Below are 17,301 nucleotides of genomic sequence, written 5' to 3' on the forward strand. Positions count from 1 at the left end.
TGACCCTGACACCCGTCGAGCTGTTGCGGCAAAACGCTCCGGCCACCCGTCCCATAATCGCCCTCAGCGAAGGCAACGACCCCCGCATCACCAAAGGAGCCCTCAACGCGCATCAGAGAGGGTCGTGCTGCTTTGAAACACACGCTCAGCAGGAAGGTATGATGTCATGACACCCCAGGTCCTCAATCTCTTCGGTGCGCCCGCAACACGCAGCGAACGGCGCCTGGCCGATCTTCCGGACCGCGTTGTCGAAGGCGATCCGCATCACCAGATCGGGGTGCATTTTACCAGTCCGGACGGCAAGTTGTCTGCGGGCACATGGACCTCGACGCCCGGAAAATGGCATGCGTTCACGGACAAGGACGAATATTGCTATATTGTCAAAGGCCATTGCGCTTTGATCCACGAAGACGGCACCCGTCAGGATTTTCGCGACGGGGCGAGTTTTCTGATCCCGAATGGGTTTCGCGGCTATTGGGAAGTCATCGAGGAAACGACGAAGCACTTTGTGATCCGGGATTGCACCTAAGACCCACTAGGTGATCTGAAGCGCAGAAGCCGTTACGCGGGAAGGTGGTTCTTGCGGTAAAGGCGTCGCATGATCATGGGCGTCAGGTACATCGGGATCTGATACGCGCCGATGAATGCCATGATCGGGGCGGTGACATCAGGTGGCAGGGCAACAAAGAAAATGGCGATGTTCCGGTTTCCCGCGATGATCGATATCGCGGTAGATTTGTCTGCGGGCAGCCGGTTTCGGCTCAGGTGAAATGCAACGGCTTGTGCCCCGAAATTGGCCAGACAGGCGAGCGCGATCCAGAAGGCCGCAATGGCGGGATTGTTCAGGGCCGTGGCACTGACCGAAGGCATCAGCCCGATGACAAACACAGCCAAGGTAAGTGTTCCCAGCCCTTCCAAATTCAGCAGCGTCGCGGGTGAGGGTGCGCGCAGAACTGTGCGCCGGGTGATAATGGCAGCCCCGGTTGCAAGTACGATGGTCAGCAGCAATTGCAACCCGGCCTGCAAGACAGATTGAATATCCCCCAGTTCGGGCATGAGCAGAAATACGGGCAACGCGGTCAGCGGCAACAGGGCTGTACCCACTACCATCAGCCGCATCGCGTGTTCAGGCGGATGGCCCATCATCAGGCACATATTGGGACTGCCTGAAATGGACGGGGCCGAGGCCATGATCAGCAGGGACAAAAGGACAGGCGTTCCAGTCCATCCTCCCGCAAACCCGATGGCCAGCACGATCAGCGGCATCACGAATTGAAACCCGATGACTGTGAATGCAACCTTCTGCAGATCACTCAGCGACCCGAGAATGGTTTCAGGGTTCATCCTGAGGACTGTGACGAACAGCAACAACACGACCAGTGGCGGCAGCAGGTTTCGCATCGGCTCGGCCAGGGACGGCAGCAGAAGGCCAGCCGCCAGCCCGGCGATCAGTACATGAGGGCCATGACGCGCCGCCAGATGTAACGGGTTCAAGGCTGTTCTACCCACCCGGGCCTTGGCGCAGATTTTCCGGCAGCCAGGTCGCCAGATCCGGGAACCAGATGAGGATGAAAACCATCAATACCATGATCAGGAACATCGGGATCGCTGCACGCGCGATATAGCTCATCTCGTGGTTTGTCATGCCCTGCATCACGAACAGGTTGAATCCGATCGGTGGTGTGATCTGTGCCATCTCGACAACAACCACGATGAAGATGCCGAACCAGATAAGGTCGATCCCGGCGTCACGGATCATCGGTTCAACCACGGCCATCGTCAACACGACCGAGGATATCCCGTCCAGAAAGCATCCCAGAATGATGTAGAATACCAGCAATACCATCAACAGCTCGAACCGTGTCAGGTCCCATCCGGCGATCAGGTCGGCCAGTCCGCGCGGCAGGCCGGTGAACCCCATCGACAGCGACAAAAAGGCCGCCCCCGCAAGGATCAGGGCGATCATCGCACTGGTGCGCGTGGCCCCCATCAGGCTTTCGGTAAAGGTCTTCCAGGTCAGCGACCCTTGACCGGCGGCCAGCAAAAGCCCGCCAATCACGCCGAAAGCGGCGGCTTCGGTCGCGGTAGCATAGCCCAGATACATCGATCCGATGACAACGGTGATCAGCAGGATCACAGGCAGCAGAAAGCGTGAGTTTTTGACTTTCTCAGAAAAGCTCAGCTTGCTTTCGTCGTTTGGGTTCCAGTCCTTACCCAGCTTGGAATACAGCGCGACATATCCCATGAACATCGCCGCAAGAACAAGGCCGGGGAGGATACCGGCGAAGAACAGCTTGGTGATCGATTCATTGATCGTCACCCCGTATACGATCAAAGTCAGAGAGGGTGGGATCATAAGCCCCAATGTTGCGGCACCGGTCAATGTTCCGATGATCATCCGCTCGGGGTAATTGCGCTTGCGCAACTCGGGGATCGACATTTTTCCGACGGTCGTCAGGGTTGCCGCCGACGACCCCGAGACAGCGGCAAAGACAGTACATCCAACGATATTCGTATGCACCAGACCACCGGGCAGGGGGGCCATCCAGGGCGACAACCCCTTGAACATGTCCTCGGACAATCGCGTTCGGTACAGGATCTCGCCCATCCAGATGAACATCGGCAGGGCGGTCAGGGTCCACGAGGACGATGCCGACCAGATGGTCGTTATCATGACATCGCCCACGGGGCGTGTCGTGAACAGCTCCATCCCGACCCAGGCGACACCCATCAGGGCCAGTCCGACCCACACACCGGTGCCCAACAAGGTAAAAAGCACAAAGAGGAAGAGGATGATAACAGCCAGGTTTTCCATGCGTTTACTCTCCGTGGCTCTGATCGGCCAGATCGCGGACGATGCGATGTTCACCGCGGAACAGGACGTGGATCAGGTGATCCGTCAGGGCGATGGCAAGGATCACGGCACCGATCAGCATCGCGGATTGAGGGATCCAAAGGGCGGTTCTATCCTGTCCTTGACTGACATCGTTGAACTTCCAGCTCCAGTAGACAAAGCGATAGGCATACCAGCAGAAATACCACATGACGGCGGTAGCGATTCCAAAGCACCAGACTTCAAGAATGCGCCGAACCCCGTCCGGCACTGCGTTCAGCAGGATCGATACACGGATGTGGCTGCCCCGGTTCAGCGCGTTGGCAAACGCCAGAAAAGAGGCGGCAGCCATCGCATAACCGGCATAGTCCGGTGCGCCGGGAAACACTTCGCCGGTCCAGCGGGCCAGCATCTGCACCACGATCAGCAGCAATATGGCAATCAGGCTGATCGCCGCCAGAACCCCTGCTGCCAGATAAATGAAATCCAATACGGACCGAAGCCCTCGCAAAACTGCCATGCCGTCCCCGCTGTGTTCTGATTGGATTTGAAACGGGCGGCAGGATATGCCGCCGCCCGTCCGGTAAGGATCACTGAGACGCGTGGAACGCGTCGACGATGGCCTTGCCTTGGTCCCCGGCGGCCTCCAGCCATTCATTGGTCATGGTCACACCGATTTCTTTCAATTCCTTCACCATCTGATCCGATGCCGGGCCAACGGTCATGCCGCCATCCCGCAGGCCTTGCAAGGTAAAGCCGGTGTATTCCTTGGCACGCCAGTTCCCGGCATATTCCGCCAGCTCAGCACAGCCTTTGATGACGTTCTTGTTGGCATCGGATACACCAGACCAGACGTCGGAATTGACCATCACGTAGTTGCGCGGCAGCCAGGCGTCGACCTCGTAGAAATAGTTCAGGCTTTCCCAAACCTTGCGGTCATACCCGGTCGAACCCGACGATATCATCGAATCCGCCACGCCCGTTGCAAAAGCCTGACTGATTTCAGCCGCTTCGATGGTAACCGGCAGCATCCCGGTCAACTCGGCCAGCCGTGAAGTGGCGTTGTTGTACGAGCGGAACTTGATGCCCTTCATCTCGGCGACCGAGTTTACCTCATTTTTGAAATACAGACCTTGCGGAGGCCACGGTACCGCATAAAGCAGCGTCAGGTTTTGCTCGGCCAGCAGGTTTTCGATCGAAGGTTTGGCCGCTTCCCAAAGCTTTGCGCTGTCGTCGAATGAGGTCGCAAGAAACGGGATGGAATCAAACCCGAACAATGCGTTTTCGTTCTGATGCCCGGACAACAACCGCTCACCAATCGGGGCCTGCCCTGTCTGGATTGCGCGTTTGATGTCGCCGCCCTTGAACAGCGAGCCGGACGGGTGCGTGACGATTTCAATCTCGCCGCCGGTGCCGGTGGTGACGCATTTGGCAAATTCCGCGCCCGTGGCCGAGTGGAAGTTTGAGGCCGCATAGGCCATCGGCATGTCCCATTTTTCGGCCATGGCGGGTGCCGCGGCGGCGGCGGTCAGCGCAGTTGCCGCCAGAAGGTTCGTCAATTTCTTCATCATTCTTCTCCCTGTTGAATTTGGAAACACCGGCGTTCTTCACCGGTTTGTTCATTATTTCGCGTATCGTGACGGCGCGTAGACGCTCATGTCGACATTTGGCGTTCTGCCCGCAATCATCTGCGCCAGAAGGCGCCCGGTTTTTGGCCCGCCTGTCAGGCCGATATGGTGATGCCCGAAGCCCATATAGGCCCCTTTGATACCGGGCACTTCGCCAATAACCGGGATCGAGTCAGCCGGGGCGGGCCTGTGCCCCATCCATTCCACTTCCTCCTTCCATGTCACGCCCGGGAACGCCGCCCGGGCATTTTTGCGCATCAACTCGAACGGCGCGCGCGAGGGCGGCGCATCCAGCCCTCCGAACTCGACAATGCCCGCCAAGCGTATGCGCCCATCCATCGGTGTCGCAACGAACTTGCCCGAGACAACCATAACCGGGCTACGCGGCATCGCGGAAGGCTTTACCAATTCAAGATGATAACCACGTTCGCTTTCAAGAGGAACAGAAACTCCCAAGCGCTTTGCCAAGGGGCCCGACCAGATCCCGGCCGTGACAACGGCCGCGTCACAAGCAATGGTCTCGCCACCGGCCCGAACACCTGTGACATGCCCGTTTTTCCGAACTACGTCTTCGACGTTTGCACGTATGAAACGACCTCCGTTCACCTCAACATGCGCGGCAAGGTCTTTCACGTACCGGCCGGGGTCGGTGATGTGGCCATGATCCGAAAGCCGGGCGGCAAACCCGATGCCCTGACTGTAAACCGGGTCATATTCATGGAAGGCGTGACCTTCCAATTCGTCCCACTGAAACCCGTTCCGGCGCCGGATATCCCAGCCAAAGGCATCTTCCTCAAAATGTGCGCGATCCCTGTAAAGAAAAAGGTAATCTGACGGAACCAGCCACTTCTCCGCCCCCGTTCCGGCCGCCAGCGCCTTGTGGTCATTCAGACTGTCGCCAACGATGGACGACAGTGCTGCGGCGATCCTCTCGACGTCGGCGGCGTTGGCGTGACGGAGGTATTTCCAAAGCCACGGAAGAAGTTTTGGTAAATATCCCCATTTCAGGAACAAGGGTTGCGAGGGGCTGAGCAGCATCTTCGGCGCTTTGCCCAGCAATCCGGGAACGGTGACCGGAACGATCGAACACGAGGCCAAAACCCCGCCATTGCCGTGCGAGGTACCTTCGGCAGGGCCTGCCTTGTCGATCAGGATCACGGCGTGACCATCCCGCTGCAACCAGACCGCAGTCGACACGCCGACAATTCCGGCCCCTATGATGGCTATGGTTTTCTTGTCCGTCATTCTGTCACCGCCTTGGCAACCGCATAATGATTCAGTTTGGTCAGGTCAGGTCTGCCGCCAAGTCCGGGGTCCTGAGGCACGCATACCTGACCGTCCTTTACCTGAAATGGCTGCTCCAGAATGTCCTCTTTCAGGAAATAGGACGCCTGATAGAATTCGCAGCCCAGAGAGATTTCCGGTGTCGCGGCAATCATGTGCGTGCCCGCCAAGTGGGCCAGTCCAGCCTCGAACATGTCACCACCATAGGCCGTCAGGCCATGGGCCGCAGCGATGCGCGCAACCGTCTGCCCGCGGGTCAGGCCGCCTGACTTCATGATCTTCACTGAAACTCCGTCGCAGATCCCTTCGCGAGCTGCGCGCTCCATATCTTCGGGGCCAAAGACGCTTTCGTCGGCCAGAAGGGGAACATCTGTCATCTGCCGCAGCTTTGCCATCATGCCATACTGATGGGCGCGGACAGGTTGTTCAATGAAGTCCGGTTTGAACTGAGCGACGTCCCGCACCTGCGATGGCGCATCATCAATGCTGAGCCCTTGATTATAGTCCACGCGGACCGAGAACTCCGGGTAGTTCTGGGCAAGATACTCCAGCCGCATGATGTCGAAGGCGTGATCCTTGAACCCGGTCTTGAGTTTGACAATCCGAACACCATCCTCACGCAGGCGCGCCAACAGATCGACGTCCTGGGCAAAGTCGGGATTTGCGATGGAACAACTCAGCGGAATGCTGTCGCGGAAGCGACCACCCAGCAAGGACCAGACCGGAACACCGCTGATCCGGCCTGCCAGATCCAACAGTGCGGTTTCCAGCGCCGCCTTGGCTTCGGTGCAATGTGCCACGGCATAAGCCGCACGCGCCATGATGGCGGCCCGATCCCCAACGCATGCCCCAAGAACGTGAGGGCGCAGATAACGGTCCAGTGCCGCAAAACTCGCTTCGGGTGTTCCGGTGAATACCGACCAGGGCGACGCCTCGCCATACCCCTGCGTGCCATCCTCGGATGTCAGGCGCAGGATGACGACTTCGCAAACGCCTTCAACCGATCCGATGCCGTGATCCCGGCGGGATGTGACCGGCAGTTCAAGGTGCCACAGGTCATAGCCGATGATTTTCTGTGCCAGATTGCTCATTTCACCCCCTGTCGATGGGGAAAGCCTGCCTTGACCGGGCTATCATTTCAAATACTATATTTTCGTAAGTTCATCAGAAAAAGTGATGTAGCAATCGTTGTCCCTACGCTTTCGCCAGCTTCAGGCCTTTCATGCCATCATGGAAACCGGAACCGTGACCGGCGCGGCCTCGGTTCTTGGGATATCGCAACCCGGCATCAGCAACCTTCTGGCACAGCTCGAGCGCGAGGCTCGTCTGCCTCTGTTCGAACGGACCAAAGGCCGATTGCTGCCAACCCCTGAGGCCGAGATGCTATTTCGCGAGGTCGACACGGTCGTGCGCGGGCTGGACCACGTGGCGCAGGCCGTAACCGATTTGCAGAACAAACATCCCGGTCAATTGCAGGTTGCCGCGCCTCACCTGTTGTCCTTTGGCTTCATGCCCCGCGAGATCGCATGTTTTGCCAAAACGCGTCCGAACCTGTCTGTCAGCTTTCAGTCGCAATATTCGTCCAAGATTCAGGAATGGGTCATCTCGGGCCTGTTTGAAATCGGTATCGTCGAGATGCCCATTCTGCATGACACACTGAACTATCAGGAGTTTCAGTTTGAAACGCTCGCGACTTTTCCTGAGGGCAGTCCCTTGGCCGAGCACGACGTACTGACGCCAGAGATTTTGGAAAACGAACCCTTCATCGTGATGGGGCCGGAACACCAGACCCATCGCCGGACTCGCGACATCTTTCAGGCATCCGGCCACACATGGCGTACCCAGATACACACCCATCTGTCCGAAAACCTGCTGAGCTTTGTAAAACAGGGTATGGGGGTCGCGATGATCGACCCCTTTACTGTGACCTTTGACGACGAGAGCGGGTATCAGACCCGCCCATTTGCGCCGCCAGTCATGCTGGATCTCGCGATCATCACGGCCAAGGGCCGCCCTTTGTCCACGATTGCCCAGGAATTTCTGGCCCAGTTGACCCCGTCAATTGCCGCTTACGCGACCCATTCCGAGACCGGCGCGGCCGCTTCGTGAAGCGGCTGTGAGTGAATGTCGACAAGTGTTGGGCCGTCATGCTCAATCGCCTGTTTCAGCACGCGCGGCAGATCCTCGGGGTCTTTGACGGTCCAGGATTTGACGCCAAAGGCGGCCGCAACAGCGGCGTGGTCTGTCCGGTTGAAATCAACATTGTAATAGCGCTGACCAAATCCCGCTTTCTGGCCAGCCTTGATCCATCCGAAGACTGAGTTCGAGAAGACGATCGAAGTGATTGGCATATTGTGCCGGACCATCGTTTCAAACTCGCCGCAGGTGAACCCGAACGAGCCATCGCCCATGACCGACAGGGTTTTAACCGATGGCCGCCCGACATGTGCCCCCATGGCCGCGCCCAGCGAATACCCCAGCGCCCCATGTGCCCGGTTGGTGATGAAATGGCGCCCCGGTTTCCGCCAGCGGTAATATGCGCTGAAATAGGGGCAGGGGGTGCCGGGGTCGGCGACGACAATCGCGTCGTCATCCAGAATGTCCATCAGGGACGCCATGACGGCCTCGGGCCGGATCGGTGTCTCGCGACTTGCGGCCAGGGGGGCGAACGCGGCCATCTTGGCCTCCCATGCGGCGCGGGCCTTGGCTGTTCCGCCTTGGCTGGTCAGGCCCTGCCGGTCTTCCAGTGCTTGCGCCAAAGCCTCCAGCGCCAGACGGGCATCGGCGCAGATCGCCACTTCGGTCTGGTAATTGGCGCCGATCACCATCGGATCGCTGTCGATATGGATGATCGTGGTGTTGCGTCCGGGGCTTCTCCACCGTTCCGTTGTGACCGAACCGGCGCGGCAGCCAATGAACAAAACGACATCGGCCTGATCCACGACGGCGCGGGTTGCCGGGATACCCCCGTTCGACCCGACAACACCCAGGGCAAGCGGGTCGGTCTCGGCAATGGACCCCTGACCCGACACGGTTGTGGCCACGGGCATGTCCAGCAGGCCTGCAACCCGGCGCAGCGCATCGGTCGCCCGGGACAAAACCGGCCCGCCACCACAGACCGCAACCGCGGATTTGGCCCCTGCAAGAATGGCAGCCGCTGCTTCGATGGCGTCCGGGTCAGGTGCGGCCCGTTCAGCGGGATAGCTGCGGTGCCTGTCATCCGCCCAGATTTCAGCCTCGTCTACCTGCCCCTTCTGCGTGTCAAACGGCAGCGCCAGATGCGTCGCACCGGGCGTGCCGGTCGTCATCGCCCTGAAGGCGGCCCGAACCATGGCCGGAAGCCGCGCGGCGTCGTCGAGGGATGTGTTCCATTTGGCCAGAGGCCGGAACAGCGCAGGCTGATCCAGTTCGGTCAAAGGGTATTTGCCGCGGCTGGTTGTTGCCACATCCGACGTGATCGCCAGAATCGGAACCGAGCTTTCGTTGGCCTCGACCACTCCGGGCAAGATATAGGTCGCACCACCGCCGGACGGGCCCTCGCACACGCCGGGCTTGCCGGTGACGCGGGCATAGCCATCCGCCATATAGGCCGCGTGCCTCTCGTCCCGTGTCAGGATGTGCTGAATGCCGTGATCCATCCGGGCAAGGGCATCATAAAAGGGTAAAGTGGTATCGCCGCACAGGCCAAACATATGCGTCACACCATGCGCTTCGAGCATACGCACCATGGCTTCGGCTCCGGTCAGAAAATTTGTCCCTGTCATGGTCGCGAGTCCCTTGTGTCAAAACTGTACTCAGTTCTGTATACAGTTTTGTATATTGATTTCAAGCTCAGCGTGTGGCACCTGTGATTCAAACGAAGTAGGGCAGGGGTAATGGCGGGTCCGCGCGTCGATGATATCTATGATCAGGTCAAGGCGATGGCGGTTTCGTTTCGCCTGCGCCCCGGCGACCGCCTGAACGAAGTGGCGTTGTCCAGGGATCTGGGCGTCAGCCGCACCCCGCTGCGCGAGGCGTTGAACCGTCTGGTCGCCGAACGGCTTTTCGACTTCCGCCCCGGACAAGGCTTTTTCTGCCGCCCACTGGACGCGCAAAGCGTGTTCGACCTGTTCGAACTGCGCCAGATCATCGAAACAGCGGCGGCGCGTGCGGCCTGTGCCAAGGCATCGGACCACGACCTGCAATTGCTGCGGGACGAGCTTTACGCAACGGGCATCGACATCACCGGTCTGACTGTCGAAGAAGCCGTCAACCGGGATGAGGCGTTTCATTTGGGTATCGCGAAGCTGTCGGGGAATATGGAACTGTTGCAAACCCTGACGCGGATCAACGACCGTATCCGCTATATCCGTTGGATTTCCATGAGCCTGGACCGCGTGCAACGCTCAAAGGACGAACACAAACGCGTCATGCAGGCTTTGATGGACCGGAACGCGGATGAGGCGGCACGGGTTCTGGCTGCCCATATCTCCAAACGTATGGATCAGGTGCAGGATGCCGTGCGTCACGGGATTTCGAACATCTACATGGAAGGGTCGGACGATATTTCGACCCGTATCATCGAGGAGGTTGAGGGATGATCGCGCAGGGCGGAAAATCCATCTACGGCGCGTCTGTCGGCATTCTGATGCTGGATGCCCGCTTTCCCCGCATTCCCGGCGATATGGGCAACGCGCAGACCTGGCCCTTTCCGGTTCACTACCGCATTGTGCGCGATGCCTCGCCGGATCGGGTGGTCCGGCGCAAAGCCGAAGGCATGCTCGACGTGTTCATCAACGCGGCGCAGGAGCTTGTCAAAGATGGTGTCGACGGGATTACCACCAATTGCGGGTTTCTGTCCCTGTTCCAAAAAGAACTGGCCCAGGCTGTGCCTGTTCCGGTGGCCACATCGTCCTTGATGCAGGTTGAAATGGTCAACCGCATCCTGCCAGCGGGAAAACGCGCCGGGGTTCTGACCATATCAGCCTCTACTCTGACCCAAGACCATTTGCTGGCCGCCAATGTTCCATTGGACACACCCATCGGCACAACCGAAGGCGGGGCGGAGTTCACCCGCGCGATCCTTGGAAATGAGCTTGGCCTTGATGTGGAAAAGGCCCGCAAAGACAATGTAGAAGCCGCCATGGCCCTGACATCGGAACACCCCGATCTTGGCGCGATCGTGCTGGAATGCACGAATATGTGCCCCTACGCGCCCGATATTCAGCGGGCCACAGGGCTGCCCGTGTTTTCTATCGTATCTTTCGTGAAGTGGTTTCAGGCCGGTCTTGTGCCGCCCACCTACTAGACTGGTGACACGGGCGGGCTGCCAGACCCGCCCTCATCCGTCACAGGTTCAGGTCGCCTTGTACCGAGTTCCGGATCACCCGCTCGGCATTCGGAATGTCGTTTGAAAGCGCCCGCTCTCTTGCGGCCTGTTTGTCCAGCCCAAACCCAACCCAACGGTCGGTGAGCCGGGATTCCAGTGTTGCCAGATCGACGCCCAGAAACACCTTGAGCGCCCATAGGGGATGAAGGCCCACCCAGCCCGGTTCATCCAGCAAAAGGTAATTGCCTTCAACCAGAACGACCCGCTGATTAGGAGAGATCATTGATCGGGCAGCGATTGCCAGATCAAGCTTTCGGTCGAAGCCCGGAATTGCAACTTCATCTTCGGTGCGCAAACGCACAAGCAAGGCATGAAACCCGGCAAGATCGAAGGTTTCAGGCGCGCCCTTGCGGGGGAAAAGCCCGCGTTCCTTCAGGATCGCGTTGTCAAAGTGAAAACCGTCCATTGGCACAAGCCCTGCTGACACGCCGCGCCGGTTCAGTTCGGCCGTGGCAAGGCTGGCAACGGTGCTTTTCCCGGATCCGGGTGGCCCGGCAATCGCAACAAGTTGCCGGTGCCGGGCCGGCGGCAGCGCCTCAACGGCGTCGACGATACGGTCGGCCAGAACGTCAGGGGCGGTGCCGCCACCGGTCATGCGGCCTGATCCTCGGGCGGTGCGTCCTTGGCCCCGGTCATAAACGCCACGGCGTCGGACATCGAATAGTCTTTGGGGTCAATCACACACAGGCGTTTTCCCAGCCGGTGCACGTGAATTCGGTCTGCGACTTCAAAAACATGAGGCATGTTGTGGCTGATCAGGATGATTGGGATGCCACGCGATTTCACATCCTGGATCAGTTCAAGGACCCTGCGGCTTTCTTTGACGCCCAGTGCTGCTGTCGGTTCGTCCAGAATGATGACCTTGGACCCGAACGCCGCCGCACGTGCCACTGCAACGCCCTGGCGTTGTCCACCCGACAGGGTTTCGACCGCCTGATTGATATTCTGGATCGTCATCAGACCCAGTTCGCTCAGCTTTTCGCGGGCGAATTTTTCCATCGCCGGACGGTCAAGCATGCGAAACCACGACCCGAGCGGTCCTTTGCGCCGAATTTCCCGCCCCATGAACATGTTGTCCGCGATCGACAGGGCAGGGGACATGGCAAGCGTCTGGTACACGGTTTCAATACCGGCTTCACGCGCGTCGATCGGGGAATGGAAATTCACCTTTTGACCTTCCAGCCAAACATCGCCTTCGTCTGGCGTCACTGCGCCGGACACTGCCTTGATCAGCGTCGACTTACCCGCGCCATTGTCGCCGATCACTGCCAGAATCTCACCCGGCATCAGGTCAAAATCGCAGTGATCCAGCGCAGTCACCTTGCCGTAGCGTTTCACAAGGTTCCGTCCTTTGAGAATGGGTTCCATCAGGCTGCTACCTTTCTGATCCACTGGTCGACCGCGACCGCTGCGATGATAAGGATGCCGATCAGCAGGAACGTCCATTGTGCATCTGCGCCCAGCAACCGCAGCCCAAGCGTAAAGACACCCACGATCAGGGCACCGAACAGGGACCCCAGAATAGACCCGCGACCGCCAAACAGCGATATCCCTCCGATCACGACCGCCGTGATGCTTTCGATATTGGCCAGCTGGCCCGAGGTTGGCGAAACCGACCCGATCCGGCCAATCAGGGCCCAGCCCGCAAAGGCGCAGATCAGCCCGGACAGCATGTACACGGATATCAGCGTGCGGTGCACGTTGACACCAGACAGTTCTGCCGCTTCGGGGTCATCCCCGACGGCATAGACATGCCTGCCCCAGGCCGTGTGCCGCAACGCGTATGCAAGGACGAGGATCAGCGCCAGCATGAAGACAACACCAACGGTAAACACCGCCCCGCCCAGGTTAAACTTGGCACCAAACAGTTGCAGGATGGCGGCGTGTTCCTCGATCTCCTGCGACCGGATCGTTTCGTTTTGTGAATAAAGAAAATTCGCCGCAAGAACGATCTGCCACATGCCAAGGGTGACGATGAAAGGCGGCAGCTTGATGCGACTGACCAGAAACCCGTTCAAGGCCCCGATTGCCGAGCCAACAGCAAGGCCGCACACAATCGCAACCGAAGGCGGCATTCCATAGCGGAAAGTGAATTGCCCCATCACAACCGACGACATCACCATGATGGCCCCAACACTCAGGTCGATGCCTGCGGTCAGGATCACAAGGCTCTGCGCCGCGGCCACGATCCCGACGATCTGAACCTGTTGCAGGATCAATGTCAGCGCAAAGGGCGAAAAGAACTTGGGGCCCAGCAAGACACCAAAGATGACGATTGCAGCGACAAGGACGATCAGCGGGACCAGCGACGGGTTCACATGCAGAAAATGCTGAACCGTTCCGACAAATCCGCGTTGGTGATCGTCAAATTCGGCAACTTGCTCTGGGCTGCCCTTTGCGGCGGTTTCGAAATCGTCGGCTTGTCGTGAAGAATCGGACATGGAACTTCCCCCAAAGCGTCAGGTTTATGACGACTTTAGCAAGGTTTCGGGCGTGTGGGTGGTTTTGATAAGTGGAAGGCCGCGCAGCGGCCTTCCACACGTTCAGCTTAACCCCAGCAGAGGTCCATGCCTTCCTGAACCGAGATGGACTCGACGCCGTCGGCGGCCTTATCCGTCACAAGCGCCACGCCAGTGTCAAAAAAGTCCTTACCGGGTGTGTTCTCGGGTTTCGTCCCTTCGTCCGCCCATTTCTTGACAGCCTCAACGCCCAGCGATGCCATCAGCAGCGGGTATTGCTGGGATGTTGCGCCGATGACCCCGTCCGCCACGTTCTGCACGCCGGGGCAGCCGCCATCGACGGAAACGATCAGCACGTCATTTTCGCGCCCGATAGCCTTGAGCGCCTCGTAAGCACCCGCTGCCGCCGGTTCGTTGATGGTATGCACCACGTTGATCATCGGGTCTTTGGCCAGCAGGTTCTCCATCGCGCGGCGGCCGCCTTCTTCGTTGCCAGCGGTGACATCGCTGCCAACAAGACGCGGGTCGTCTTCATCGCCAATCACGTTCGGATCGGCCAGATCAACACCGAACCCCTGCAGGAACCCCTGATTGCGAAGCACATCCACAGTGGGCTGGCTGACCGCAAGGTCCAACGTGGCGATTTTGGCGTCGTTTGCCGCATCTCCCAGAGTGGCTTTTGCCCATTGTCCGATCAGAAGCCCCGCAAGGAAATTGTCGGTGGCAAAGGTCGCGTCGGCCGAGTCGATAGGCTCAAGCGGGGTGTCCAGCGCAATCACCAGCAGCCCGGCATCGCGGGCCTGCTGCACCGCCGGAACGATAGACGACGTATCTGACGCGGTCAGCAGGATACCCTTTGCGCCATCCAGTATGCAGGTTTCGATGGCCTGAACCTGAGTTTCGTGGTCGCCGTCGACTTTGCCGGCAAAGGCCTTCAGCGTCATGCCAAGCTCTTCGGCTTTGGCTGTCGCGCCCTCTCTCATTTTGACAAAGAAAGGGTTGGTATCCGTCTTGGTGATCAGGCAAACGGTTTCACCTTCGGCCATTGCACTGCTTGCCATGGCCGTAACCGCCAGCGCCGTAGCGCCTGCAAGTTTCGCAAGTTTCATCGGTAGTCCTCCCAGTTTTCCCAATGCCCGTCAGGGCATACGTCTGATCGGGCGAAATCCGGCCCGATCGAACGTGAAAACCATCACAAGATTCGAATTTTGAGTCAATAAATAAATCACTCTTATTTATTATTGACAGAAAGGAAGGGTTTCAACATTGTCGTCACGAAGGGGATGGCCGTGTCTGCAAACAACTCTTTGGACAATACCGCTGGCGTACGCGAGCCAGACATGCGCGGCACCAATCAAAGCGGAATGCGGGCCCGAAATGAACGGCTTGTCCTGTCACTGGTCCGGCGCCATCAGGCCCTTGCAAAATCTGAGATCGCGCGGATGACCGGGCTGTCGGCACAGACGGTTTCGGTCATCATGCGCCAGTTGGAAACCGATGGGCTGCTTCTGCGGGGCGAACCGATCCGGGGAAAAGTCGGGCAGCCCTCGGTTCCCATGCGCCTGAATCCGGATGGCGCGTATTTCTTTGGGCTCAAAGTCGGGCGGCGCAGTACCGAGCTGGTGCTGACGGATTTCCTTGGCAATGTCAGGCACCGTGAGCGGCGGACTTATGATTTTCCGACGCCCGAGGCGACACTGAGCTTTTCCAAGGAAAGCCTCGACAAAGTGATGACGTCGCTGTCGCCCGAAGCGCGCGGCAGGATCGCGGGTCTTGGGATTGCGATGCCATTCTACCTTTGGGACTGGGCACAGACATTGCAGGTTCCGCAGGAGAAAATGGATCCGTGGCGTGACGCGGACCTGAAAGGCGCGTTGGCCGCTAGCTATGACGTGCCGGTTTTCCTGCAAAACGACGCAACGGCCGCCTGCGGTGCCGAGCTGGTGTTTGGCCCTGCAGAAGGCCCGCGAGATTTCCTGTATTTCTATGTCGGCTTCTTCATCGGGGGCGGGGTGGTTCTGAACGGCTCCATCTTTTCAGGGCGGGGAAATGCCGGTGCGCTTGGCCCATTGCCTGTGCCGGACGAAGTGGGCGGAGTGAAACCGTTGATAGATGTCGCCAGTCTTTATGTGCTGGAGCGTGCGGTTGGTGGAAATGCCGCAACAGCCGGTTCAATCTGGGAAACGACACTGCATTGGGACGTACCGGAAACCCACCTTGAGAATTGGCTGAACCAGGCGGCGCACGGAATCGCCCATGCCATCGTCTCTTCTTGCAGCCTGATCGATTTCGAATGTGTCAAGATTGATGGCTGGATGCCTGCTGATATCAAGGCGCGGCTGGTGGAAAGGGTTGAGCTCAAACTATCCCATATGAACCTGACCGGGCTTGAACGGCCCTTGGTGCTGGCAGGGGCGGCGGGCCCGGATGCCCGGTCATTGGGGGCGGCCAGTTTGCCATTGTCGGAAAGATACCTGCTCGAGGGGTAGGTTCATCCCCGAAAAACCCCGACCTGTATCCAAAGCGGATCAACCGGAAAAAGGGCATTGCCCGCTGAACTTTTTGACAGCCAGCGCAATTGATCGTTGACGGATGCCGAAGAAGTCTGGCAAGCCGCTCGGCATGTCCGGTTCCGGGGCGTGCTCTGGAATCAATAGGGAATGCGGTGCGGGCTTTGGCCCAATTCCGCAACTGCACCCGCAACTGTAAGCGGCGAGCAGGGCTGAAGTGCCACTGGAGTTAATCCGGGAAGGCCAGCCCAACGCTTTGACCCGCAAGTCAGGATACCTGCCGGACATGTGCCTTTGACAAGGGCACTCCTAATCGGCGACGGGATGTGCGTCGGAGCAGGATGCTTGAAAAAGCAGCTCGGCTTGGACGTCCCCGCAGTCAAAACGCATCTCGTACCGGGGTTGGTACGATGGGACAAGGACGACTATTGATGACCAAGCTGCTTTCTGCAGCCGCTGTGGCGATGGCGCTTCCAGCGATGGCAAATGCGCATTTCCTGCTGGAATACACCTCTGACACCATGATCGACGCACCGGGGAATGTTCCGGTCAAGCTGATCTTCTGGCATCCGTTCTCGAACGGGCATGTCATGGATCTGGACAAGCCGCAGGAATTCTACGTGATCCACAACGGTCAGAAAACCGACCTGCTGGACACTCTGGAACCCGTGCGTTTCACCGGTGGGGAAAACGAAGGCGCGGCATTCACGGGTTATGTTCCGGTCAAACGGTCGGGCGACTATGTGCTGGTGACAGTTCCCCAGCCCTATTACGAGGGGTCTGAGGATATCTATATCCAGCAGATCGCCAAGGCATTCCTGAACCGCAACGAATTGCCGACCGACTGGATGAACCCGGTGGGCTTGCCGGTTGAGATCATCCCGCTCAACAAACCGACCAACATCATCGCGGGTTCGACCTTTACGGGTCGAGTTATGGCAGAAGGCCAACCGGTTGCGGGTGCCGAGATCGAGATCGAGTACATGGCCGCAGAACCGGACATGGAAAGCACGGCTGCTTCGGCCCCGACCGTCTCGCCGTTGCCGGGTGGTGCATTGGTCGCAACTTCGGATGATAACGGGTATTTCACATTCGGCGTTCCAAAAGCCGGATATTGGGGTTTTGCAGCGCTCGGCGCCGGTCCCGTGACCGAACACAATGGCAAAGAACTCAGCCAGGACGCGGTCATCTGGATCCGCGCCTGGGATTTGGAGTAACC

General features: G+C 58.8%; 17 protein-coding genes and 1 riboswitch. Of the genes, 6 read left to right on the forward strand and 11 right to left on the reverse strand.

Going from position 1 to position 17,301, the window contains the following annotated elements:
• Positions 1 to 166 precede the first annotated feature (166 nt).
• Positions 167 to 529 (forward strand): cupin domain-containing protein, encoded by a 363-nt coding sequence (locus ACR0JI_RS19745; RefSeq protein ID WP_480496167.1) that lies wholly within the window; start codon positions 167 to 169, stop codon positions 527 to 529.
• A gap of 32 nt (positions 530 to 561) precedes the next feature.
• Here ACR0JI_RS19745 and ACR0JI_RS19750 read toward each other — a convergent pair whose 3' ends face one another.
• The 6 genes from ACR0JI_RS19750 to ACR0JI_RS19775 all read right to left on the reverse strand — a co-directional run bounded on the left by ACR0JI_RS19750 (position 562) and on the right by ACR0JI_RS19775 (position 6,836).
• Positions 562 to 1,494: a hypothetical protein gene (locus ACR0JI_RS19750; protein WP_480496169.1), complete on the reverse strand. Its 933-nt coding sequence runs from the start codon at positions 1,492 to 1,494 to the stop codon at positions 562 to 564.
• A 7-nt stretch (positions 1,495 to 1,501) separates the two neighbouring features.
• A complete protein-coding gene (locus tag ACR0JI_RS19755; protein ID WP_480477491.1) occupies positions 1,502 to 2,815 on the reverse strand; it encodes a TRAP transporter large permease in 1,314 nt (437 codons plus the stop codon).
• Positions 2,816 to 2,819: 4 nt separating this feature from the next.
• Positions 2,820 to 3,353, reverse strand: a complete 534-nt coding sequence (locus ACR0JI_RS19760; RefSeq protein ID WP_480477489.1) for a TRAP transporter small permease — start codon at positions 3,351 to 3,353, stop codon at positions 2,820 to 2,822.
• A gap of 70 nt (positions 3,354 to 3,423) precedes the next feature.
• A complete protein-coding gene (locus ACR0JI_RS19765) occupies positions 3,424 to 4,401 on the reverse strand; it encodes a TRAP transporter substrate-binding protein (protein ID WP_480496171.1) in 978 nt (325 codons plus the stop codon).
• 54 nt (positions 4,402 to 4,455) lie between these two features.
• Positions 4,456 to 5,706 carry an NAD(P)/FAD-dependent oxidoreductase gene (locus ACR0JI_RS19770; RefSeq protein WP_480496173.1) on the reverse strand — a complete coding sequence of 417 codons (1,251 nt, stop codon included), beginning with the start codon at positions 5,704 to 5,706 and terminating at the stop codon, positions 4,456 to 4,458.
• Entirely contained in the window at positions 5,703 to 6,836 is a 1,134-nt protein-coding gene (locus ACR0JI_RS19775; RefSeq protein ID WP_480477483.1) for an enolase C-terminal domain-like protein, read from the reverse strand. The genes ACR0JI_RS19770 and ACR0JI_RS19775 overlap by 4 nt, the downstream gene beginning before the upstream one ends.
• 97 nt (positions 6,837 to 6,933) lie before the next feature.
• Here ACR0JI_RS19775 and ACR0JI_RS19780 point away from each other — a divergent pair, with 97 nt between their 5' ends.
• Positions 6,934 to 7,854 carry a LysR family transcriptional regulator gene (locus tag ACR0JI_RS19780; protein ID WP_480477481.1) on the forward strand — a complete coding sequence of 307 codons (921 nt, stop codon included), beginning with the start codon at positions 6,934 to 6,936 and terminating at the stop codon, positions 7,852 to 7,854.
• Here ACR0JI_RS19780 and ACR0JI_RS19785 read toward each other — a convergent pair.
• Complete coding sequence (locus ACR0JI_RS19785) at positions 7,815 to 9,509, reverse strand: thiamine pyrophosphate-binding protein (protein WP_480496175.1); 1,695 nt, start codon at positions 9,507 to 9,509, stop codon at positions 7,815 to 7,817. The genes ACR0JI_RS19780 and ACR0JI_RS19785 overlap by 40 nt on opposite strands.
• Positions 9,510 to 9,620: 111 nt before the next feature.
• Here ACR0JI_RS19785 and ACR0JI_RS19790 point away from each other — a divergent pair, with 111 nt between their 5' ends.
• Positions 9,621 to 10,325 (forward strand): GntR family transcriptional regulator, encoded by a 705-nt coding sequence (locus ACR0JI_RS19790; protein WP_480477477.1) that lies wholly within the window; start codon positions 9,621 to 9,623, stop codon positions 10,323 to 10,325.
• Entirely contained in the window at positions 10,322 to 11,032 is a 711-nt protein-coding gene (locus ACR0JI_RS19795; RefSeq protein ID WP_480477475.1) for an aspartate/glutamate racemase family protein, read from the forward strand. The genes ACR0JI_RS19790 and ACR0JI_RS19795 overlap by 4 nt, the downstream gene beginning before the upstream one ends.
• Positions 11,033 to 11,072: 40 nt before the next feature.
• Here the strand turns inward: ACR0JI_RS19795 and ACR0JI_RS19800 are convergent, their stop codons facing one another.
• From ACR0JI_RS19800 to ACR0JI_RS19815, 4 genes are all read right to left on the reverse strand, one after another.
• A complete protein-coding gene (locus ACR0JI_RS19800; RefSeq protein WP_480477473.1) occupies positions 11,073 to 11,708 on the reverse strand; it encodes a nucleoside/nucleotide kinase family protein in 636 nt (211 codons plus the stop codon).
• Positions 11,705 to 12,481 (reverse strand): ATP-binding cassette domain-containing protein, encoded by a 777-nt coding sequence (locus ACR0JI_RS19805; RefSeq protein ID WP_480496177.1) that lies wholly within the window; start codon positions 12,479 to 12,481, stop codon positions 11,705 to 11,707. Before ACR0JI_RS19805 ends, ACR0JI_RS19800 begins: the two co-directional genes overlap by 4 nt.
• The gene (locus ACR0JI_RS19810; protein ID WP_480489245.1) at positions 12,481 to 13,554 is read right to left on the reverse strand and encodes an ABC transporter permease; all 1,074 of its coding nucleotides are present in this window, start codon (positions 13,552 to 13,554) and stop codon (positions 12,481 to 12,483) included. The genes ACR0JI_RS19805 and ACR0JI_RS19810 overlap by 1 nt, the downstream gene beginning before the upstream one ends.
• Before the next feature lie 107 nt (positions 13,555 to 13,661).
• The gene (locus ACR0JI_RS19815) at positions 13,662 to 14,681 is read right to left on the reverse strand and encodes a substrate-binding domain-containing protein (protein WP_480489243.1); all 1,020 of its coding nucleotides are present in this window, start codon (positions 14,679 to 14,681) and stop codon (positions 13,662 to 13,664) included.
• 174 nt (positions 14,682 to 14,855) lie between these two features.
• Here ACR0JI_RS19815 and ACR0JI_RS19820 point away from each other — a divergent pair, with 174 nt between their 5' ends.
• Positions 14,856 to 16,061, forward strand: a complete 1,206-nt coding sequence (locus ACR0JI_RS19820; protein ID WP_480496179.1) for an ROK family transcriptional regulator — start codon at positions 14,856 to 14,858, stop codon at positions 16,059 to 16,061.
• Between the two features lie 121 nt (positions 16,062 to 16,182).
• Positions 16,183 to 16,381: riboswitch (cobalamin riboswitch) on the forward strand.
• Positions 16,382 to 16,513: 132 nt separating this feature from the next.
• Positions 16,514 to 17,299 (forward strand): DUF4198 domain-containing protein, encoded by a 786-nt coding sequence (locus ACR0JI_RS19825; RefSeq protein ID WP_480496181.1) that lies wholly within the window; start codon positions 16,514 to 16,516, stop codon positions 17,297 to 17,299.
• Positions 17,300 to 17,301: the final 2 nt, after the last annotated feature.

The sequence above is a fragment of the Ruegeria sp. N10 genome, from assembly GCF_056531545.1.